Source organism: Pseudoxanthomonas japonensis (assembly GCF_043632995.1).
Lineage (GTDB): Bacteria > Pseudomonadota > Gammaproteobacteria > Xanthomonadales > Xanthomonadaceae > Pseudoxanthomonas_A > Pseudoxanthomonas_A japonensis.
This window is the reverse complement of record NZ_CP171633.1, coordinates 237,823-256,985: the sequence shown is the minus strand read 5'-3', so window position 1 is coordinate 256,985 and position 19,163 is coordinate 237,823. Positions and strand designations below refer to the sequence as shown.

Here is a 19,163-nt window from a genome sequence, read left to right as displayed (position 1 = left end):
GCGACGAGCCCTCGTATGGCTGGCCCGATTCCCCCCAATCGGCACACCTTCAGGCCGCTTCTGGGACTCGCCGCTGGTAGATCGGCAGGACCAGGGAGAAGTCGGTCATGTTGAGCTTGCGGCCGATCAGGAACACAAAGTCGGCACCGGACTGGCGATCGCTACCGGATCCCAGGTCGCCGGCGCCGCGCAGCTCGAGGTCGCGGGCTGCGATCTTGAAACCGTCGCTGGTCGAACAGAAGAACTCCAGCCGGTCCTGCTGCTCGGCCTTGAGCTTGTCGTCGCACAGCAGCTCGCAGTGCCCTTCCCCGCCCTTTCTCGCCACACGCCCTCGCAGCTGGTGGAGACTGGCGAGGCCATAGCGGGTGGGGTCGACGATCACGATCCGGTACAGGCCGGGCAGGTTCAGTCCCACCTCGACCACCGTCGTGCACACAAGCACCTTGACCCGGCCTTCGGCGAAGGCTTCGAGCGTGGCGAGCTTCTCATCGGTCGTGTTCTCGGAGGTGATCGAGCCCACCTGGTCTCCGAACTTGGCCTGCCAGCTGGGTAGTGCTCCTTCGACCGTGTGCATCGGATTGGTCTCCTTTCGGGCTTCCATCCCCTCGACCGCTTCAACGTCATCCAGGTTCTTGCGTGGATAGACCACCAGTACGCGGCCGCCATTGTTCAGGTCAGCCGAGAGCATGTTGAACAGGTCTCGGCGTCCCTCCCTGCCAATGTGCAGGTGCGTGTAGATTGTCTTGGGTGCGAAGGTCTGTCGAAGCTCCACCGTCTCATACAGACCGATACGCACCAGCGCCTCAGTGCGCGGAATGCAGGTAGCCGTGAACTCGAACAGGTGCGTGTGCCGACCTACCTTCTTCTCACGCTGCTCGCGGCTGAAACGGTGCTGCTCATCGACCAGGACAGCATCGATCTTGGGCAGCTTGCGCGTCAGCAGAGCTGTGGTGCCGATCAGGATGGACGCTTCGAGATCGACCGACGCATCACTGTCACCGGTGACCAAACTCATGGACAGATCGGGAGCCCAATGCTTGAAGTCGTCCAACATCTGGACAGCGAGCTGCGAGTTTGGAAACAGGCACATCGAGCGCCCGCCTTGATCAGCAATTCCTGCGGCAATCATGAACAGCACAACGCTCTTGCCGACGCCGACATCGCCGGCACAAAGGATGCGTGCTGGCTTGTTGCGTGCAAGCGCATTGCGGCAAACAGTAAGAGCTTTAAGCTGATCATCAGTAGGCTTGATCTGCGCATCAAGCAGTCGCTTCTCGACGGTTGAGATATTGAATGGGTTGGCGACCGGCTTTGGTCCACCTGCTTTCGCGCGGTGCAGGCCGGCGAGTGCATCCAGTCGCGTCAGTGCAGCGATGCTGTGATCCCAGTATTCAGGCGAGCGCGGACGGTGGGCCTGAAGAAAGAGCGTGCGAAGGTTCCAGCCCGGGCAACCAACCTCCTCTAGCAGCTCGCTGATGGATCCGATGGGAGCAAGGTGTTCGGTGAGGCGCTCGCAAGCCCCCGGGATGCCCTCCTCCAGGTACTGCTGCACCAGCCGGCGAATATCCGTGCCGGACAGCCCCTTGGGACGCCCCTTGTAGCTTGGGCGCAGCTTCCCATACCACTCCTTCTCCACCAGTTCCTTCACCGAAACGGTGAGCGTTTCGTTCCACCAGCGTGCCTTGGCCATGGCGCAGATGACCTGGCCCTGCTGCAGGGAGTCCATCCAGACCTGCAGGTCTCCACTGAACTGGGCCTGGAACTGGTTGCGATCGCGGTCCTCTACTGTGGCCTTGACCATCATGAAGGGCCGACTGGTAACGGTCGGCGCCGAAATCAGTCGCAGGACTATTGGCTCGAAGGTATCAACGCTCAGGTCCGGCGCGGAACTGTGCTGGGTTCGGATGTCGTCAATGGACTCGGGGAGGTAGATGGCGGTCTGCCACCGGTCCTCTACCCCCAGGGTGGCCAGCTGGCCTACGCGTGCAAAAACGTTGTTGGGCTTCTCTGCCATCTGCCTACCGTATGGCAGGCCAGTCTCACCTGTTGCGGGTGCGGACTATCTGCATAGATCACCACTCGCCATCATCGGGACGGTCGACGTGATCACTTTCCGCAGGTGCGATTAGCTTCTTCTCGCGCATACGTGCCACGAATCCGACGCCCGTGCCAGTCAAATGCGAACCGAGGTTGCTCTTCTGGCCGGTGTTCTCGTCGGCAGTAATTACAGTACCCATTTCGTCTCGAAACCTACGAAGCATCTCCTCGCCGATGCCTTGCCCCTGATATTGGGGTTGCTCCTCAAGGAACATCGACGTCAAGTGATGCCATTCGTTCTGACCATCATCTTGTGGGGCGAACTCGAACTCACCAATTGGATCGCCATTCTGGTCGTACGCACCAATCGTTGCCTGGTCCTCATCAACCACGATGTAGACAGTCGCGCCAGTTTTCGTTGTGAACTCGTCGGCGGGATCCAACTCATGCTTTGGGATAGGGTCCATTCTCTGGTCTCAGTGGGCAGGTATGTGTGCAGCCAGAAGTATAAGCAGCACTGGGATACCTGGCAGATCAGACGCCCATAAAAAACCCCCGGCGAACCGGGGGCTTGGGGGTTGGTCTATCCGTGGATCATGCAGGGATCGCCATTGGCTTCCTTGCACGATTGGCAGCCGCGGATCACTGCGTACTGGTATGCAAAATCCTGACCGGAGTGCCAATTCTCTTCGAGATCCGGCATGCCGCTAAACAGCAGCGGCATTTCCGTCCTTCCCGTCTCGAAGTGCCGTATCCCAAGGGAGAAGGCCGCATCGAGCGTGCATTGGTGGTGGTCAAATCCACTGTCCTGGCCGGCCATGATCGACAGCTCGGCTTTCGCGTGGTCGACGCGAATTGCTAGTGCGTTCAAGTCCGTTCCTCAGTGGGTGTAGATGGTTCCATTCCGGATCGTCAGCACCACCTCGCTATTGCGAAGTGCCGCCACACAGAGCGCCAGTTCGACGTCCTCATGGACGAAGAAGGCGGTGCGCTGGGCCAGGGCGTCACACAGGGCGTCCGTAACCGTGAGGCCGGTGCCATGGGTAACGCTGAGGGTGCGTTTCTGGTCCTTGTTGAACAGCGCGATGTCGATTCCGCCGTTTCGAGATGCGACCTGAGCTGTGAGGCTGTTCATTGGTCAGATCTCGCCTTCGGGGTAGAACTCGCGCCGGAAGGGATCGTGGAAATCCGGGTTGTCGGTAACTGAACCCGGCTCAATCTCTCCGTCTACTACGGACAGGTCTGCGGGCGGACTTACAGAGTTGGTGTTGGTGTACATGGGTGTGCTCTCGAAGTGGAAAGGGAGCACCCCTGTCGGGGGAGGCTCCCCCGTATGGGTTGTGGACGGTCCTTGCGGCCGCCTTAAGGTGTTCGGTCAGTGGACCGATTCGTGCCTGGCATTTCCGCCGACCATCAACTGCTCCATAAACGGAGCAAGCGTGTCGGCAACGATCATGCGAGCTTCTGCAGCCGTTGAAGCGATGTACGGCGAGGGAAGCTCAATGGTCGTTTCCTTGCCGCAGCTGTCGATCCGCTGGGCAATCAGCACAATCTGGAAACCCCGATCAGAGGGGCGCACTTCCAGGTTGAGGCTGGTGGTGGAAAAGGTGTTTCCAGTCCGCTGCATCGATCCGAAGAACGGAATGGACTTGGCAGGCAGGGTCTTCTGGGTGGTGGACATGCGTGTTTCCTATTGCCGTGCCGAGCAAGGTGGTAGCTCTGTCGGTGGCACATTCCGGCAGAGTGCCGGTGGGCGCATGTCTCCCTGGCGGGTGACATGGCACCCGGCCGGGATGGTGAAGCGTAGTGGTCAGAGCAATCCTGCAGCGATCATTGATGCTGATGTATGGGCGTAATGAAAGCGACGGACAGTGTTCAAGGGCGAAGGTGCGCCCGGTCTCTGGGAGAACGTCAAAGCGCTATTCCAGATGCGACGGCATTGCTCATCCGAGGCGCCAGCCATAACGCACTGGTCGCGACGAAGATGAGCCACCTGAGAGACCTCACCGTCCAGAACCAACTGGAAAGCGAGATTCTTCAGCATTGAGGACAGGTCTTGAGGACCTTCTTCCAGTTCGGAAGGGTACATGGGCGAACTCCGTTGAAATGGGGCTCGCCCAGTCGGGGGAACCCCGAGTGGGAAAGAAGCGATAGTGGTGCGTTGGTGGAGGCGCACAGACCTCATAACAGGCATTGCCTGGTAGTGCCGGAAATCTTCACTGGGGAATCGGCGGCTGTCAACGTGGGTCAGCTACCAATTACCCAAAAACAACTTTTCAAACGAAGGCGGGCGCCCGAAGGCGCCCGTCTCGATCAGTACAGCGAGTTACTGGTCGCAAAAGGGATGTCGTCCGACCCATCAGAGAAGTCGTTGTACTCCTGCTGCTGCGCAGGCTGGTAATTCGACCGGCCCTGCCGCGGACCCTGACCACCGCCGCCGCCGCCGCCGCCGCCGCCGCCGCCGCGCTGACCGCCGTTGCCCTGCTGCTGACGCTGCTGGCCATTGCCATTGCCATGCTGGCGCTGCTGGTTGCCACCGTTGTTGCCGCCGCGCTGCTGGTTGTCCTGCTGACCGCCACCGTCTCGGTTGCCACCGCCGAGCATCTGCATTTCGTCGCACACGATGTCGGTGGTGTACTTTTCCACGCCATCCTGGCCGGTGTACTTGTCGTAGCGCAGCGAACCCTGCACGTAGATGGAGCTACCCTTCCGCAAGTACTCGCCTGCGATCTCCGCGAGCTTGCCGAAGAACACCACCCGATGCCATTCGGTCCGCTCCTGCTGGTTGCCATCCTTGTCCTTGCGAACGCTGGTGGTTGCCAGACTGACACGGGTGATTGCCATGCCTCCTTGGGTGTACTTCACATCGGGGTCACCACCGCAGTTGCCCAGAAGGTGTACGACATTTACTCCACGCATGTTGCTTCCTCAGTAATGGGCTTTTGCCCTTGCAAATCGACGTTCGACTACTGGCCTACTTGTCGTCCTATAGCCGTGATGTAACCCGCAGAGTCCACGGCGACTGCCCGCGGGGTTTGAGGTTGCGTTTGTGTTCGCTCCCCTTGAATCCATCATGCGCGTGTTTCAACACCGCACTTTCAGCTTCAAACTTCTTGCAGGTTCCGATACATAGGCATTAGGCGATGCCCTGCCCTGTCGATACACGACGCTGCTTAGGCTTCGACCTCTTCCAGATCAGGAACAGCCACCACCGTCGAATCAAGATTCATGCGGACACGGCCGTCGCGCTGGTTGTTCCGGCTCAGCCACGCGAACATCGTGTGCAGGTATCCAACGACTTCGCTTTCGGCGATCCCCGTCAACTGGCTGAGCAGCGTCAGGACCGTCCCCTCGGCGTCAACCTCGTACCGGGTAACGATCGCGTCTTCGTCCTCTCCATGAATATCAAGCGCTGCAAGGAGCTGATCCAGAAGCTCGGCACGCTCATCCACTGCCTGCTCTTCGCCCAGGAAGAACTCCAGGCCGTTGTCCATGATGAGAGTGAGGTCAAAGAAGTTCTGGGCGTAACCCTTGAAGATCACGTTCTCCCAGTTCCATTGGATCGCCTTCAGCTTCCCCCGTTTGGCCTTCAGGTAGGACTCTGCAGCCGCCAGGAATGTGTCCTCCGCCATGACGATCGCATCATTCATTGCGGTGACGGCTTCAAGAGTCGGCACTGAGGTTTCTTCGGTCATGGCAATCTCCACTGGAATTGAATGTCAGCTTCGCTCGGCCAGTGGCATCGAGTCGGGGGCGCGGAAGTCCTGCGCCTCACTGCTGTGATGGGGTTCATCGTGCTGGCCAGCCGTCACCACAACAAGGCAGGTTGCGGGCACATTCCACTGTCCAGATGCGACGGATTGTTGGCGGGACGACTCAGGCGGCGCGGCGGGTCTTCTTGCCCGTGTATCCGTAGAACTCCCATGTCGCCGGATCAATGGGCATGGTGTTGAGCGAGAGCGGGTTCATACGCATCTGGACGCCGTGGTAGTCCAATGCTCCCTCACGCAGTAGCGTCCAGAGCATCCCAATGCCCTTCATGGCGATCTCCCTGTTGATCGGCCACGGCTGGCGACGCAGGGCTTCGTCTGCCGAACAGGACGGCTGCTCCTCATCCACTCGCTGCATATGCGCCAGTTCCGGGTACAGGTCAACGATGTGCGGAACGCGGTTTGCTACCTTGCGAGACAAGTGTCCGATCAGGCATTGAGCCTCTGCGTTGCCGTTACCGAAGTCCAGCCAGAGCGTGTCGTGCTGGGAATTGGCGTTGTCCTTGGCAAAGGCCGCGCGAAAGATGGCCAGGTCCGTGCAGGAGATGACCAGATCGACGCCTGCTACACGCATCGGACCCTTTTCGGTGCGGTAGTCCCAATCAAAGCCGTAGAAGGCGTTGATCCGATGGCACAGCACAAGGCTCTTGTAGTTGCCAACATCGGCATGGGTGAATCGCTGGCGACCGATGTTGGAGCGCGAGACGCGATCCGGGTCGTAGATCGTGACCTTGAAACCCGGATGACCAAGCTGCTTCATGCAAGCGTCCAGCGATGCAAGCTGGTCGATGACTTGCGAGCCGGTCCCCCCTGCCCCGTAAACGAGGGTTCGGATCGGGTTGTCCAGCCAGTTGGCGGGGATTTGCAGCTTGTTCATGGCAATTCTTGCCCTTTGAAATACGTGCCCCATTCCAACAGGTACGGGGACAGGCACATGCGGGCGCAGGTTTTCACCGTTTCCGGCTTCCCGCACTCGCCTGCCACGATGGCGATGTACGGTCCCATACGGGAGTTGTCCGAGGCATCATCCGTCTTGGAGAAGAATGCCGGGTGATGGCCGTGGGAGTGGAAGTCGTAGACGAGCAAGTCGTCTTGGGACTCATCCCTGTAGGTCACATGCGCCTCACCGGCACTCTCGATAACCGGCTGGGTCAGTTCGTAAACGCCCTCCTCCGGGTTCCAGTGGATCAGGGCAGCGGTTTCCTTGTCCCTGGCCGTCAGCGCCAGATCAACGCATTGCTGTAGCAGTTCGCGTGGCACGGGGCCGTTGATGGCCGTGACGAACTGGCTTGCGGTGCCGAAGGTGGTTTCCAGCCTGGACACGCGGAAGCAGACATGCAGGGCCAAGGAGCGGTGTTCCAGATAGGTGCCGTTGCCTGCCACCACCCAGCGCCTGCCCGGTACGGTCAGTGGCGTCATCGACTCACCCGGCGGGACGCAAACCAGAGGACACGCCTGCATGATGGCTCGCTGCATGGGGGTTGCGGCCTGCGTTGCCAATTCAATCATCGAACTGCTCCCCGAGGATCAGGCCGCTCATCCATTCGGAGAGGGTCATCTTCAACGGAGTCAGGTGGTCGGCCGGGAACGGATCGAACACGCCATCGCGCTCGGCCCAGAACACCATCGGATCAGGGTGCTTCTCGTAGCCCTTTGTCTTGCCCTTTCCTTTGGGCTTGGGGACGGTGATGGTCTGGTCGTGATTTCTATGACTGAAAGCTGATAGCGCGAACGAATCTCGCCATGCTGGAATCTCGCTCGGAGAACAGCCCAGAGGAATCACCGCCGATCCCGTGCAAACTTGCGAATTTTTCCAAACATTTCCCACCGGGGCATGAAAGACCATGCTGTCATCGGTAGGCCACTGATCGTCTTTCAATGCCACCACGTACAACTGACGGTTGCGTGCATGGAAGACTAAGGACGGCCAGCGTACAAGGACCGACTTCGTATCCGTCCCCATACGAAGCACCATCGGCTCCACGGTTGACGGCTGAAACCAGGTGGTGCTTGCGCCGTCGGTATGAAGGACGTTCTGCGGCATGACCCTGATGCGGCTCGCGCTTTCATCGGTCTCGCGGCCCATCAGCAGGGCGACAATGCTCGACTCCATCTCAGGCGTCATGGGACGGCCTGGGCCGATGCGCGGCGTACCGCGATAACTCTCGACCGTATGCGCGGTGGTCAGGACAAGTTTGCCTTGACGCTGATGGAACAGCAGAGCGGCGGTAGGGGCAATGCTGTGCTGCTGCTTGTAGTGGGCAAGCGAGTTAGCGTCCGGGGTGCTAATCAGGGTACTCATCAATGATGATCCGCGTCATGGCCGTTGCGACCGATGTAGCCATTACAGCAACCTCCAACGCGGCAAGATGGGGGCGCTTGATTTTTGCGGACTTGTTGATGGTGAACACTTCCGAGGGGCAATAGTCATTGCCGAAGTGCTGGATTGTTTCTTGAAAGTTGTGCCAGAAGCTCAGCGGGACAATGAACACGACTACGCTGTGGTACTCGCCACCGACAACCTCCCGCTCGTTGAAGGAGCGACCGGCTTCAAGCTGGGTATAGAAGTCGTACAGCTTCTGGATCATCGAGGCGTTCGGCCCGGTGGGAGCCTTCAACCACTTCTCCACCTTTCCATCACCCATCTTCCACGTCTCAGGGACGATGTAGCCATCCAGCATTTCGTTTAGCTGGTCGATTGCCGAATCAATGCTTTCTGCATCGTCTTCCTCGACACCGAAGTACTCAAACACCATGTCCAGCACGTTGCTTGGGAGGTCGGTCGAGACTGGACCCTGGGGCACGTGGACTCGCACGTCATGCAGGAGTTCGCCAATCATGCCGTCGATCACAGACAGCGCATCGTCTGGCGGAACGATCATCCACGTTCCGCTACGGTCATTGATGCCACGGACGAGGCAGCAGATGGCCGACAGCTCATCCTTGCTTTCCGGGTCGGGAAAGACCACGAACGGCGTGTCATTGCTCGACATGACCACCCGGCCAGCATCAGAGGTCACGCGGCATTCTTCTGCATCGCGGCCGGTCAGGGTGATGGCCAGCGCCATTGGCGAGACATGGAACGGCGTGTAGGTGCTGATCGCGGTAGGCAGCTTTGATGCAGCCTTGGCGATCACACGGTCAGTTCCCTTCAAAACAAGATTCAGGATCGTCTCGCCCGCACGGCTTTTCGTGGCCTTTGCCATGTCCTCATCGGAAATGAAGCCTGCGTCATACATTTCCCGCAGCAACGGGGCGAGATTGGCCAGGTTCTCGGCTGAGAGATCGGTCAGATTGCCGATCTCGGCCGCAGGAACGGCTCGGTCCATGTTGCACTGGTACAGGTGCGGCAGGATCGCAGTGGCTACCGCGCACTCTCCTTCACGCATGGCCTCCCTTGCCTGCTCGACCGTCACCTTGCCGCCGCGAACCGCCTCACCCAAGCGCCGTGCGGCCATCGCACGAAGCTGGCTGTTCGGTTGCTGAATCTGGCGTGCGTGGTTGCGGGTGAGCCGGGGAAGGGATTGCATGGTCAGGCCATCGGAATGAGCAGGGAGTCGATCAGGGGGCTGGTCTTGGCCGTGGCGTGCTTCTGCGTCATGGCTGCGATGCAGTTCCAGCGTTTGGGCTGGCTCCGATCCACCGTGGCCGATTCCTTCCCCCACGCCAGAATCTCATCCAGCGCGTTCTGGGTTTGGGGCACGGACTTCTTCCGCGCCCCCTTGGTCTGCACCGTGGGCTTCTGCACCGGGTAGATCAGCAGATCACCTTCGACGGTCGGCTCGCCCAGCGCCGCCGACTGGAGGAAGGCGTAGGACTTTGCGTGCAGGCGCATGGCCTCCAGCGGGGGAAGGTTCGGGTCCGGGTCGGCCAGGGTGGTGACGCCGAAACGGAAGCGACGTTCCAGTTGCGATGCGGTCGTGGTCATGGAGTGGCTCCTCAGAACAGTTCAAACGAAGCGGTGGCGGGGGACGGCGCGGGTTCGGTCGTGGTCGGGGTGGCAACCGGAGCCTCACCGGCCTCCTCATCGTCGCCCTCTGCATCGCTGGCATCGTCGGCGGCGCTGGTGCTGGTGCTGGCGCTTGCCGAGGCCGCAGCAGCGGCCGTTGCGCCCTTGTGCGTGGTCTTGGCAGCGGTGGCCTTGGCGGCGGGCTTGGCAGCGGCCTTTTCGGCAGCCTTGGCGCGTGCGGCGGCGGCAGCCTGCTCGATGCGCTCCTGATGCTCGGCCAACTGGTCGCTCAGGCTCTGGTAGGGCGTAGCCAGCTTGGTCAGCGTTTCGATCAGGGTGGCGTCGGTGGCATCGCGTGCAGCCATCACGCGCACCGGATGGACCAGCGCGGCCTGCAACGTGGCCACCACTTCATCGTCGGTTTCCTCATCGAACTTGGCCAGTTGCGGCTCGATGAGGATCTGGATCTGGCCGTTGACCTCTTTCAAGGTCAGCGCGAGGGAGGAACCGTGCTTCAACAGCGGCAGGACGTTTGCGATGAAGGACATTGAGTGAGTCTCCGTGGATGTGGTGTCAGATTGCCAAGGAACGGCACCCGTACATGCGGGTGCCGGATTCCTGCGTCAGTTCTTCTCAGCCAAGTCGGCGTTTACCCCGGAAGGTACGTAGCCAGCGAAGTTGAACCCCGACTTGAGAACGCCGTCGATCAGCTTCTTCTTGTCCAACGCGAGCAGCGCCTTGTGCTTCTTCACGCCATCGGGTTGTGCCTTCATCCAGTCCGTATAACCGGCCTCATCAAGAACGAAATGGATGGCTGGAATTGTGTGAGCGGACAGGAACTCCTTATCCACCACTACATGCGGAGCCGTTTCCACCTTGAATGTCTTGACGATGGCTCGGTTGATTTTGGTGCGGTCGCACTCACGCATGTAGGCGTCCGGGTTGTCCGACAAGAATGAGGACGCCATGCTCACCAGCAAACCCTGCAGTTCTTCCTTCGGGAGAGTGAGCAGACGTTCGATGCGTTCGTTGCAGCCAATCTTCGCCCTCACCTTGGCAGGAAGCACGTTGTCGCTCATGCCTGTGTTGGAGCGGCCCAGCGAGAACAGCCCGTAGGCTGCAAGGGCCAGTAGCACGCGCGGCTCACTCGTCACGATGGACGCAGCCGAACGCCGCACGATGGACTGGTAGGCGAGCTTTGCCGCTTTGGGGATGGCGACCGGCTCGACAGTCACACGCTCGACAACAGGTGTGGGGGCGGACGTGCCCAGGTCTTCAGTGGACTCAGCAGCCTTCGTGGTTGTCTCGCCCGTGAGCGTAGTTGGTTGTGGAGTGGGAGTGGGCTTCGGCGCAGGGTTCGACTCGGCCTTGAAGGCTGCCACCTTTTCGGTATTGCAATCTGTGTTGCCGCACAGCGGTCCCTCCACGTTGCCAGTGGTGGTGCCCAAGGTGTTGTCGAGAACGCAAGACCTGAAGGCGCATCCCCTGCACTTGTCGAACTGGGCCTTGCCCACGCCAGAAGCGCCGTGCATCACCAGCGGGATGGTCTTGCCCGGAATGACCTCGGTGCGAAGCTCGACCACGGCGTAGTCGTCGCGCAGTTCGGTGCGGCGTTCCTCGACCCACGTTGCCGTCTTGGTGGAGAAGCATCCCGCGTTCGTGCATCGCGCAGATTCGATGTGTTCGGCAAACAGGCTGCTCTGCTGGCTGGAGTTGTGCGGACAGTCGCGGCACCCGTCCAGATCGAACTTCGCCAGTGCCAAGGGGGTCGAGAAGCCCTGCAGCTGCGCTTTCAGCTGTGCAACGCTAGCGCCATGTTCGATCACCTTGCCCAACACGTCGTCCTGCTTTTCCGTCGGGAGCGTGCTCAGTAGCTCGGCGTGGCCGACCTGAATCGTCCGATCCATGAGCGCATCCATGACCGCCTTGCTCGCATGGAGCAGCTGCAGTCGATGACGCAGCTTTGCCACGGTCCAGCCCAGCACCCGCGCAGCCTGCTCGTAGTCGCCTTCACTGTCGTCCAGCTGGTCCTGCGCCAGATAGGCTTCTTCCGGCACGCTCAGGTTCACGCGCTTGAGGTTCTCAATGCGTGCCATTTTCCGGGCTTGCTGCTCGGTGCAGACGAAGACCTTCGCGTCGATGTTCGCCCAGCCGATGTCCTTGGCTGCACGCCAGCGACGCTCGCCTGCGATGATCTCAAACTCCTCCTCACCCAGCTTTCGCACGGCGATGGGGTGCATCAGACCTTCCTCGCGGAGCGTCAGACACAGGCTGTCATGCTCCTCCTGGTCGAAGCGGCGGCGTGGGTTGTGGCCCGTGCGAACGCGCACCATGCTCAGGGGGAGCGATGCCGTGTAGGGCGTGCTTTCAAGTTGTTGGCTCATGCGAAGGTCCGGTCGTCAGGGATATGCCTAGACTCGCGTAACGGCTTGTTGGCACTCGGGGGTGTACAGTTCCTGCACAAAGAACCCTGCCGTCCCATGCCTGCACTTCGCCGATTCCTCCTTTCGTCCAGCACCACGATGCGCAAGCCTTTCGATGCGCAGCTGCTGTCGAGTTGCGACACCGATTCCCTGGTGGCTGCACTGGATCGCTATCAGCGGACTGAGAACTCGTTGGAGGGCGAATTGACCGGCCTGATCGCGGCGCTGGTTGATGAACCGGCTGGTATCGGACTCGGCCGCAAGACCCAGATGGTCTGTGGCCGTGTCGGACTGCTCACCGGTCAGATCACCAACTATGGCGACCTCGCCCGGAAGTTCGGACTGGCACCCTCGACGCCCGGAGCCATCTGCAGAGGTGTCCTGACGCGACTGGCCCAGGCATCCCTTTCGGGCAAGCTCCCCCCTACCCCCTACCTGACGGCATTGCGCCGCCTGTTGGCCGAAGATGCTTCGGGCACCTGGCTCGGGCCTCACACGGTCTTCCCGGCCTCCGTTGGCGCATCTGGCGCCCTCTCCCCACAGGTGGCGATCCTGATCGGCTGGGATGTCCTGCGGTGGTCCCTACCGCGCGTCTACAGCCGCCACTTCAAAACTGGCGCTGCCAAGGTGATGCCCGAGGACTTTACTCCCATCAGAAACGGAGACGGCCCGTCCGGGGCAACCAGACAGGCCGTCGTTTCAGGACCAGGTTCTGACGCGGGTTAGACCCGCACCGGCATCACGTACACCCGCGCTTCGCCGCCATTGGCCAGCACGATGAGAGGCGCATCGGGCTTGCTGACCGACAAATGCACGGGCTCGCCTCGGACGGCGTTGAGCGCATCGAGTAGGTACTGTCCGTTCACGTTGATCGTGAAGTCGCTGACCTGCTTTGCATCCTCCGGCAGTTCGATGCTCTCCACGCTTTCCTGACCCTGCTTCTTGCTCTCAGCATCAGCGGTGATGAAGCTCAGGGTGCGACCGGACAGCTTCACGGTCAGGAAGTTGCTGAGGATGAGGGAGCGACCGACGATCTCGCGCAGTTCCGTCAACCCGACATGGAAGGGCGACAGCTTGTTTGCACCCATTACAGCTTCGTAATCGACATAGCTGTTGTCCAGCACGCCAACGTTGAAGTCCGCGTGTGGCGTCTTGACTCGCACCATGCCCTTTCCCCAGCCAAAGCTCACCTGGTCTTCGGCCTTGACCTTGGACAGCAGGGAACGAAGGTCTGCCACGGCGTTGTGGCCGAGAACCAGCTTGGTTGCCTGGTCCGTGGTGACGTTCGCACTGGCGACCGCCATCCGACCGCCATCTGTGCCAACCAGCCGCAAGCGGGTGCCCGTGAGGTGGAACAGGACGCCTTGCGGCAGTTTGGAGTCGGGCTTGATGCCCGCGACGCCCGAGCAGGCTGCGTCCAGCAGATACTTGAACTCGTCAGCCGCCAGAGTGAACTCGCCCGTCGTGTCGTCAGCCTTGCCGACCTGACGGGTGACAGGTGCCAGCGGCCCATCGCAGTTGATGGAGTAGCGGCTGCCACCGAGTTTGATGCTGAGGAAGCCCCCATTGCGCTGGAGTTCGACCGTGGAGCCGGAATCAAAGCTGCGCATGATGTCGCTCAATCGCTTGGCCGACACGCCGATCTCGCCACTCTGCTTGATCGAGGCTGCGCTGATCGTAGCCACTTCCGTGTTGTCGTCCGAAGCGCACAGGTGAACTGCGGACCCTTCACCTGCGCGGATGGTCAGACTGGAGTGACCAGTCCGAAACTTCGTCCCACGCTGGGCTACGGAAATGAGGGGGGTGATTGCCGAAAGGAGGTCTTCACGGCTGGTAGTTATGTGCAAGGGGAAGCTCCTGTTGGGTTGGCCGGTTACGTCCATCCGGCGATACAGGAAGCCTGTTCGTGGCCAGCGTTGGGAGAGAGGGCAGCGCTGGCTGGTGTCCTCAGATTGACGACACCGAATCACGTGAGATCGGGGCGCGAGATTACTGCAGGCCGCCCTGCGGGTCTTCGCACATCGCCTGAAGGCTGCTGTAGTCCTTCCGACCGATGCTGAAGGTGATCCATCCAGCACGCTCAACGCATGCTGCGGTCGCAGCAAGCTGGGGGTGCGCGGTCCAGAACTTCTCGGCAGGCAATCCCGAAGGAAGGGCGAAGTCCACATAGGACATGCACTGGTCGCGCACGCCGGTCTTGCACTGTTCATTCACCCAACTGCGCCATACCTGGTTCTGTGACCCCAGCTTCTGCCAGTGAAAGTTCCAGGTCAGGGCCACAATACTGAGCAGGACCACCAGCAGATGCTTGATCCAGCGGCCCACCATGCGTTCGCGCTCGGTCCAGTTACCTCCGTGGACGAGTGTGACCAGCAGTTCGTTCATCCGACCCTCCTCGGGGATGCAATGTCCATGTCCCATGAGGACGGCTCGCACTCACTGGTGTGGACCGGTTGAGCCATGGCGATGATGGGAAGTACAGGGTGAGCAGCGAACTTGGCCGTCGCCTGCACACGCGCCAGCGGAATCGCGCCGCTCATGCGGGTGAGGTCGAAGATCTCCACTGTTGGCGAGAGTCCCGCGACCAGCTGCTCGATGTCTGGACCGTAGCGCTCGAATGCGTCCTCCAGAGTCCACGACTCATCACGCAGGAACGCCAGCTTGACCTTCCTCTCGAACAGGCTTCGTTCTAGCCTGGCCAGGATGCCGGCGTCGCTGAGCTTGGTCGTTACGCTCTGTGGCTCGAAGAACAGGTTTCCGTTCCTGGTATCCAGAACGTAGATGCCTGATGCCCCACCCTGCCTGCGGAAGGCACACAGATCCCCCGAATCCAGCGCGTAGGTGCAGGGTCCGATGACCCGGCTCACCAGCTGGTGGTGGTCATGGAGGGAGGCTTCAGGGGCCAGGGCCAGGGCTGTATTCACGATGGCAACGTTCGTGGTGACGTGGTGCATATAGGCTGCACCTGCAGCACGGCCGCGATAACCGGGGTTGGGCCACTATTCGGCGCGGGCGGTCAGCACCGTCGAAATGGCACCGCTGGCGGTCCAGGTGTCGTTGAGGGTCACGCACGCCCCCCGGTGCAGCAGGCGATCCAGCCAGATTGTCCGAATGCCCTCCCCGTCCACTTCCGACCCAAGGATGTTGGCCACCGACGGGATCGAGCTGCCCTGCCGACGCAATACGACGGTCTGTTCGTTGACCGTCACATCATAGGTTTCGTTATGCCGCACGCTTCAACTCCGCTCTGTACTTGAAACCGTCTTGGCCGCGGAGGGAAGCGATGTTCTCGACAAACTCATTGATGACCCTATCGAGATGCCGATAATCCTCAAGCGCTTCCTCAGGTTCGAGTAGATCGATCGCCTCGAACTCCGAAACTTCCTTCCACTCGCAGACCTGTGCCTGGTACTCATCGAGAGATCCGCCCAGGTGTACGAACTCTGCATGTACCTCGCTGGTCTGTTGCGGGCGCAAGGTTCGTGCGATCGCCTGACGTTCGGTCTTGGAGTTCCAGCCACGGACACCGAGCAGCACGTAGTTCGCCTGGTACAGGTTCAAGCCCGTCTGCCCGGTCCCATAGCTGGCGACGAGAACGGAGGCCGGTCCGTAGCGGAACTCAGCATTCATCCGCCGAGTGCGGGCTTTGATGCTCTGCTGGCCGTGGAATGGTACAGAGTGGACGCCCGCCTTGTTGAGTTCGCCAGCAATGCGTTCGCTCATCTCCGGCCCATCCACATACAGCAGGATCTTCCTTCCTTCGGAAGCGAGCTTGCTAGCCCGCTTGATCAGATAGCGCTCCTTGCTGGTCAGAGGCGTGTAGCTGCCGAAGTACTCATTCTTGTAGCTGGGCTGATTGCCTGCCTTCAAGACAGCGTTGATACGCGCCAAAAGGGTGACCATGTTGAGGTTGCGCTTCTTCTCCTGGGCGTCTTCCTTCATGCGGCGGTAGCGCTCGCTGAACTCGTCGGCGACCGTGAGGAAATATGCGAGGTGGTCGTGATCCCATTCCAACGTGGTCACGCTGCTAGTGCAGGTCGGAGCCTTGAAGTGCTTGGAAACATCAGGCTCGGCAACGATACGGCGCTTGAGCACTGGCGCCAGCCAATCGCGCAGGCGTTGAACGTTGTTTATCTTCGGGATTTGTCGTTTCCCGCCAGTTTGGAGCCCATCTTCAAAGGTCACCGTTACCCAATCGAACACGCAATGCTGATCGCTGAATCGATCAACGGCACGCTCGCTGTAGTCCATAGATGTCAGCAAACGCGGTTCCAGATACAGGCCACGGCGACCGTAGGGATTGACCGCGTTGTTATTGCCACACGCCCAGCCGATCAGGCCCAAGAGGTCCTGCACAAGATTTGGGATCGGGGTGCCGGTGAACGCATAGCGACGCTTGGGTGATAGCTGCCATACGGCCTGTGTGCGTAGGCTGTCTTCAGTCTTCAGCGCGTGTGCTTCATCGCAAGCGACTGTATTGAATCGACGGCGCAACAGGTGTGCAAAGGTTCGCTTGCTGCTCGAAAGCTGCTTACGCAGGGTGTTGTAGCTGATGATGTTGAGCAGCTTCAGGTTTCGCGCGTGCTTCTCCGTTTCGATGACCTGCCACAGCGACGGATCAATGCCGGCATCCTTCAGCTGGACGGTATATTCATCGATCAGGTGCGGCTCAACTACCACAGCATTGTGTCGGCCGCCCATCATGGCAACAGCGGCACTGATGTAGCTCTTTCCGCACCCCATCTGGCCCGCGAAGACGCCGCCGTAACTGGTCGTTAGTTCAAGGGTGTCATCACGCTGGAAGTCCCACAGGCCCATTGCCTCAAGGCCGCGCTCCTGGAAGCGCGCTTCGCGGCACCGCATGATCGCCGGGAACGAGACCAGTCGACCCGGGCTGGCATCGACCCAACCCGGCTCCGAATGGGTAGCTTCAACGGCGAACTTCTTGGCGAAGTCACCCGGCTCCAGAATCAGGGTGTGCTTGCCGTCCTCCGTGGCGTAGCTGTACTTGTAGCCGTCGAAGGAGACCGAGACCGTCTCCCCTACCTTGATGACCGGACCACCCCAGACCTTCGCATTGACGATGACGTTGGCGAGCGCAGTGGCCTTGACCATGCCCGCCTTGGCCATGCCCGCCGAGTCCGATCGCACGACATGACGGAACGGCGTCCTGTCGACCTTCATGCGGCGAGCCATCCGACGCATGTAGCCGAACAGCCCGGGGTCTACTTCGGGCACGCCGCCGAGATCGGAAATCCTGCTGATCGTGGCCTGCAGGCACGCCATGGGATCGTCCTGCAGCAGGTAAACGCCCACCTTCAGGGCACCCTGGCCCAGGTAGTTCACACCGCTGGGATAGCGATGCGTCTCCGTTCGCGTCACCGGGCCGCGCAGAATTCCGTTCATCACCTTGGCTTGAACCAGACCACAGCGGAAGCTCAGGCGGATGTCCCGGCCAGCGCGGAAGACACGCACGCCCTTCTCGCCGGTCACAGGCAGGTCGATGGACTGGACTTCACCCTCGCTGCGGCGCACCGCCAGCTGCCGCGGGCCGCGGCGCTCTTTGCGCCAACCAGAGCCCAGCTGCAGGTTGGGAAGGGATTCGTCCAGAGACGACAAGACAGCGTGGACCCGGCTCTGGTCCATCGGGGCGCCGAACACGATCAGGCTGACCTCGACGGCCGTTCCCTGGTCGATGAAGCTGCGAGCGGGAAGATCGATCAACGCATGAAAGCGGTCGCGGGATTCGTGATCCTTCCATGCCTGGTGGGCGTAGCCGGCCGGCAGGAGCAGCACGCCGATCTCTGCGGCCTCCAGCGCCTGCGCCAGCGCATAGGGGTGCGACATGGCCGAGGTATTGGGTCCGAAGCGGCCATAGGTGGTGCAGGCGTAGTCCATCATGTGGACGCTCTGCAGGTGCACCGAGAACGGCGGATTGCCAACGGCGCAGTCAAAGCGCTTGGGTCGCACCGTTGCCATGTCGGCACAAAGCAGGTCGTATTCGATGCCGGCGGCATCAAGCGCCAGGCTCAGGGCTTCGATGCTCTCGGCATGGACGTCGAAGCCGGCAACCTTGTGCAGGTCGGGGTGCGCGAACTGGATCAGCGAGCCCTTGCCGATGGCGTTGTCCAGGACATTGACCTTGCAGCCAGTCCGCTCCCGGATCTTGTCCATCTCCGGCGAAAGAATGCGCCACATAAGCGCCGCAACGTCATCCGGCGTGAAGTACTGGGCTAGGTTCTTTTGGCGGGCTGCGGCCAGGCCGCCAAGCGAGCCCGGACGATCTGCGGTCTCACCCAGCGACTTGATGTCGCGCAGGGTGTCGAACCAGTGGGCAGAAACAATGTGCTTGGTATCCATGCCCCCATCTTGCGGGGGCATGGCTGTTAGACCTGCGGGTGCAGACTACTTGCCCGGGGCTGCACTCTGGGGCTTCGGGGGCGGACATGCGTTGATGTCGACATCCAGCGCCTGCAGCAACGCTTCCCGATTACCGCCAAGCGTGTAGGTCGTGTCCCGATACGTCGATTCGTTCGGGTGATTGCGGACGATCATGGTCTGCCCATTGTAGAGCTGCTGGATGATTCCGCACCCATCGCTCACCTTGCCATGCCAGATGCGGGTGGCGATTAGTGTCGGATTCCAGTCCCACACTTCCATCTTCTTGCCGACCCTGGCCATCAGCTCTTCGAGCTTGCCGTTCAATTCGATGGGCTTGTTCTTGTCCACCCGCACGATCAGGTGATCGCCGGCGGAGAACATCTGCCCATTGGCTGGACGAAAGTAGCCCCATACCGACCCATCACTACGACGAAGCAGCGTTAAGCTCTCGCCCGTGGGCGCGCTGATCGTGGCTTCCTTGGTGATCGTGTCGGTCATCGAGTCCGTGCTGGTTTTCAGCACCCAGTCTTCGGCGCCGGCATGGCCAGCTACACACAGCAGTCCCAGCAGGTATAGATGCTTCATTTCGCCTCCCCAAACGAA

At 60.6% G+C, this 19,163-nt stretch carries 23 protein-coding genes; 1 reads left to right on the top strand and 22 read right to left on the bottom strand.

Annotated features, from left to right (window positions below; all coding sequences use genetic code 11):
• Positions 1 to 49 precede the first annotated feature (49 nt).
• From ACGHX3_RS20810 to ACGHX3_RS20735, 16 genes are all read right to left on the bottom strand, one after another.
• Complete coding sequence (locus ACGHX3_RS20810) at positions 50 to 2,014, bottom strand: helicase-related protein (protein WP_394697451.1); 1,965 nt, start codon at positions 2,012 to 2,014, stop codon at positions 50 to 52.
• 58 nt (positions 2,015 to 2,072) lie between these two features.
• Positions 2,073 to 2,480, bottom strand: coding sequence for a GNAT family N-acetyltransferase (locus ACGHX3_RS20805; protein ID WP_394697450.1), 408 nt, complete (start codon positions 2,478 to 2,480; stop codon positions 2,073 to 2,075).
• A gap of 140 nt (positions 2,481 to 2,620) precedes the next feature.
• Positions 2,621 to 2,908 (bottom strand): hypothetical protein, encoded by a 288-nt coding sequence (locus ACGHX3_RS20800; RefSeq protein WP_394697449.1) that lies wholly within the window; start codon positions 2,906 to 2,908, stop codon positions 2,621 to 2,623.
• A 9-nt stretch (positions 2,909 to 2,917) separates the two neighbouring features.
• The gene (locus tag ACGHX3_RS20795) at positions 2,918 to 3,172 is read right to left on the bottom strand and encodes a hypothetical protein (protein ID WP_394697448.1); all 255 of its coding nucleotides are present in this window, start codon (positions 3,170 to 3,172) and stop codon (positions 2,918 to 2,920) included.
• 3 nt (positions 3,173 to 3,175) lie between these two features.
• Positions 3,176 to 3,316, bottom strand: a complete 141-nt coding sequence (locus ACGHX3_RS20790) for a hypothetical protein (protein ID WP_394697447.1) — start codon at positions 3,314 to 3,316, stop codon at positions 3,176 to 3,178.
• Between the two features lie 96 nt (positions 3,317 to 3,412).
• A complete protein-coding gene (locus tag ACGHX3_RS20785) occupies positions 3,413 to 3,718 on the bottom strand; it encodes a hypothetical protein (RefSeq protein WP_394697446.1) in 306 nt (101 codons plus the stop codon).
• A gap of 129 nt (positions 3,719 to 3,847) precedes the next feature.
• On the bottom strand, positions 3,848 to 4,126 hold the full coding sequence (locus ACGHX3_RS20780; RefSeq protein WP_394697445.1) for a hypothetical protein: 279 nt from the start codon (positions 4,124 to 4,126) through the stop codon (positions 3,848 to 3,850).
• Positions 4,127 to 4,350: 224 nt separating this feature from the next.
• Positions 4,351 to 4,956 (bottom strand): single-stranded DNA-binding protein, encoded by a 606-nt coding sequence (gene ssb / locus ACGHX3_RS20775; RefSeq protein WP_394697444.1) that lies wholly within the window; start codon positions 4,954 to 4,956, stop codon positions 4,351 to 4,353.
• Positions 4,957 to 5,210: 254 nt separating this feature from the next.
• Complete coding sequence (locus ACGHX3_RS20770) at positions 5,211 to 5,732, bottom strand: hypothetical protein (protein ID WP_394697443.1); 522 nt, start codon at positions 5,730 to 5,732, stop codon at positions 5,211 to 5,213.
• A gap of 181 nt (positions 5,733 to 5,913) precedes the next feature.
• Positions 5,914 to 6,684, bottom strand: coding sequence for a PRTRC system ThiF family protein (locus ACGHX3_RS20765; RefSeq protein ID WP_394697442.1), 771 nt, complete (start codon positions 6,682 to 6,684; stop codon positions 5,914 to 5,916).
• Positions 6,681 to 7,316, bottom strand: a complete 636-nt coding sequence (locus ACGHX3_RS20760; protein WP_394697441.1) for a PRTRC system protein A — start codon at positions 7,314 to 7,316, stop codon at positions 6,681 to 6,683. The genes ACGHX3_RS20765 and ACGHX3_RS20760 overlap by 4 nt, the downstream gene beginning before the upstream one ends.
• Complete coding sequence (locus ACGHX3_RS20755) at positions 7,309 to 8,109, bottom strand: PRTRC system protein B (RefSeq protein WP_394697440.1); 801 nt, start codon at positions 8,107 to 8,109, stop codon at positions 7,309 to 7,311. The genes ACGHX3_RS20760 and ACGHX3_RS20755 overlap by 8 nt, the downstream gene beginning before the upstream one ends.
• Positions 8,093 to 9,337: a hypothetical protein gene (locus tag ACGHX3_RS20750; protein WP_394697439.1), complete on the bottom strand. Its 1,245-nt coding sequence runs from the start codon at positions 9,335 to 9,337 to the stop codon at positions 8,093 to 8,095. Before ACGHX3_RS20750 ends, ACGHX3_RS20755 begins: the two co-directional genes overlap by 17 nt.
• A 2-nt stretch (positions 9,338 to 9,339) precedes the next feature.
• Positions 9,340 to 9,735, bottom strand: a complete 396-nt coding sequence (locus ACGHX3_RS20745; protein ID WP_394697438.1) for a PRTRC system protein C — start codon at positions 9,733 to 9,735, stop codon at positions 9,340 to 9,342.
• A gap of 11 nt (positions 9,736 to 9,746) precedes the next feature.
• Positions 9,747 to 10,304 carry a hypothetical protein gene (locus ACGHX3_RS20740; RefSeq protein WP_394697437.1) on the bottom strand — a complete coding sequence of 186 codons (558 nt, stop codon included), beginning with the start codon at positions 10,302 to 10,304 and terminating at the stop codon, positions 9,747 to 9,749.
• A gap of 75 nt (positions 10,305 to 10,379) precedes the next feature.
• Positions 10,380 to 12,140 carry a PRTRC system ParB family protein gene (locus ACGHX3_RS20735; protein WP_394697436.1) on the bottom strand — a complete coding sequence of 587 codons (1,761 nt, stop codon included), beginning with the start codon at positions 12,138 to 12,140 and terminating at the stop codon, positions 10,380 to 10,382.
• A 138-nt stretch (positions 12,141 to 12,278) separates the two neighbouring features.
• Between ACGHX3_RS20735 and ACGHX3_RS20730 the strand changes: the two genes are divergently transcribed.
• Positions 12,279 to 12,905, top strand: a complete 627-nt coding sequence (locus tag ACGHX3_RS20730; protein ID WP_394697435.1) for a hypothetical protein — start codon at positions 12,279 to 12,281, stop codon at positions 12,903 to 12,905.
• Here ACGHX3_RS20730 and ACGHX3_RS20725 read toward each other — a convergent pair.
• From ACGHX3_RS20725 to ACGHX3_RS20700, 6 genes are all read right to left on the bottom strand, one after another.
• Positions 12,902 to 14,062 carry a hypothetical protein gene (locus ACGHX3_RS20725; protein ID WP_394697434.1) on the bottom strand — a complete coding sequence of 387 codons (1,161 nt, stop codon included), beginning with the start codon at positions 14,060 to 14,062 and terminating at the stop codon, positions 12,902 to 12,904. The genes ACGHX3_RS20730 and ACGHX3_RS20725 overlap by 4 nt on opposite strands.
• 106 nt (positions 14,063 to 14,168) lie before the next feature.
• A complete protein-coding gene (locus tag ACGHX3_RS20720) occupies positions 14,169 to 14,564 on the bottom strand; it encodes a hypothetical protein (RefSeq protein WP_394697433.1) in 396 nt (131 codons plus the stop codon).
• Complete coding sequence (locus tag ACGHX3_RS20715; protein ID WP_394697432.1) at positions 14,561 to 15,133, bottom strand: hypothetical protein; 573 nt, start codon at positions 15,131 to 15,133, stop codon at positions 14,561 to 14,563. The genes ACGHX3_RS20720 and ACGHX3_RS20715 overlap by 4 nt, the downstream gene beginning before the upstream one ends.
• 45 nt (positions 15,134 to 15,178) lie before the next feature.
• A complete protein-coding gene (locus ACGHX3_RS20710; protein ID WP_394697431.1) occupies positions 15,179 to 15,412 on the bottom strand; it encodes a hypothetical protein in 234 nt (77 codons plus the stop codon).
• Positions 15,402 to 18,539 carry an SNF2-related protein gene (locus tag ACGHX3_RS20705; protein WP_394697430.1) on the bottom strand — a complete coding sequence of 1,046 codons (3,138 nt, stop codon included), beginning with the start codon at positions 18,537 to 18,539 and terminating at the stop codon, positions 15,402 to 15,404. The genes ACGHX3_RS20710 and ACGHX3_RS20705 overlap by 11 nt, the downstream gene beginning before the upstream one ends.
• 45 nt (positions 18,540 to 18,584) lie before the next feature.
• Entirely contained in the window at positions 18,585 to 19,145 is a 561-nt protein-coding gene (locus ACGHX3_RS20700; protein WP_394697429.1) for a hypothetical protein, read from the bottom strand.
• Positions 19,146 to 19,163: the final 18 nt, after the last annotated feature.

Excerpts from the sequence above, each read along its gene's own strand:
- ACGHX3_RS20790 (WP_394697447.1), bottom strand. The coding sequence starts at position 3,316 with ATGTACACCAACACCAACTCTGTAAGTCCGCCCGCAGACCTGTCCGTA.
- ACGHX3_RS20715 (WP_394697432.1), bottom strand. The coding sequence starts at position 15,133 with ATGCACCACGTCACCACGAACGTTGCCATCGTGAATACAGCCCTGGCC.
- ACGHX3_RS20735 (WP_394697436.1), bottom strand. The coding sequence starts at position 12,140 with ATGAGCCAACAACTTGAAAGCACGCCCTACACGGCATCGCTCCCCCTG.
- ACGHX3_RS20720 (WP_394697433.1), bottom strand. The coding sequence starts at position 14,564 with ATGAACGAACTGCTGGTCACACTCGTCCACGGAGGTAACTGGACCGAG.
- ACGHX3_RS20780 (WP_394697445.1), bottom strand. The coding sequence starts at position 4,126 with ATGTACCCTTCCGAACTGGAAGAAGGTCCTCAAGACCTGTCCTCAATG.
- ACGHX3_RS20750 (WP_394697439.1), bottom strand. The coding sequence starts at position 9,337 with ATGCAATCCCTTCCCCGGCTCACCCGCAACCACGCACGCCAGATTCAG.
- ACGHX3_RS20785 (WP_394697446.1), bottom strand. The coding sequence starts at position 3,718 with ATGTCCACCACCCAGAAGACCCTGCCTGCCAAGTCCATTCCGTTCTTC.
- ACGHX3_RS20740 (WP_394697437.1), bottom strand. The coding sequence starts at position 10,304 with ATGTCCTTCATCGCAAACGTCCTGCCGCTGTTGAAGCACGGTTCCTCC.
- ACGHX3_RS20810 (WP_394697451.1), bottom strand. The coding sequence starts at position 2,014 with ATGGCAGAGAAGCCCAACAACGTTTTTGCACGCGTAGGCCAGCTGGCC.
- ACGHX3_RS20760 (WP_394697441.1), bottom strand. The coding sequence starts at position 7,316 with ATGATTGAATTGGCAACGCAGGCCGCAACCCCCATGCAGCGAGCCATC.
- ACGHX3_RS20725 (WP_394697434.1), bottom strand. The coding sequence starts at position 14,062 with ATGGACGTAACCGGCCAACCCAACAGGAGCTTCCCCTTGCACATAACT.
- ACGHX3_RS20745 (WP_394697438.1), bottom strand. The coding sequence starts at position 9,735 with ATGACCACGACCGCATCGCAACTGGAACGTCGCTTCCGTTTCGGCGTC.
- ssb (WP_394697444.1), bottom strand. The coding sequence starts at position 4,956 with ATGCGTGGAGTAAATGTCGTACACCTTCTGGGCAACTGCGGTGGTGAC.
- ACGHX3_RS20705 (WP_394697430.1), bottom strand. The coding sequence starts at position 18,539 with ATGGATACCAAGCACATTGTTTCTGCCCACTGGTTCGACACCCTGCGC.
- ACGHX3_RS20730 (WP_394697435.1), top strand. The coding sequence starts at position 12,279 with ATGCGCAAGCCTTTCGATGCGCAGCTGCTGTCGAGTTGCGACACCGAT.
- ACGHX3_RS20700 (WP_394697429.1), bottom strand. The coding sequence starts at position 19,145 with ATGAAGCATCTATACCTGCTGGGACTGCTGTGTGTAGCTGGCCATGCC.
- ACGHX3_RS20795 (WP_394697448.1), bottom strand. The coding sequence starts at position 3,172 with ATGAACAGCCTCACAGCTCAGGTCGCATCTCGAAACGGCGGAATCGAC.
- ACGHX3_RS20765 (WP_394697442.1), bottom strand. The coding sequence starts at position 6,684 with ATGAACAAGCTGCAAATCCCCGCCAACTGGCTGGACAACCCGATCCGA.
- ACGHX3_RS20755 (WP_394697440.1), bottom strand. The coding sequence starts at position 8,109 with ATGAGTACCCTGATTAGCACCCCGGACGCTAACTCGCTTGCCCACTAC.
- ACGHX3_RS20770 (WP_394697443.1), bottom strand. The coding sequence starts at position 5,732 with ATGACCGAAGAAACCTCAGTGCCGACTCTTGAAGCCGTCACCGCAATG.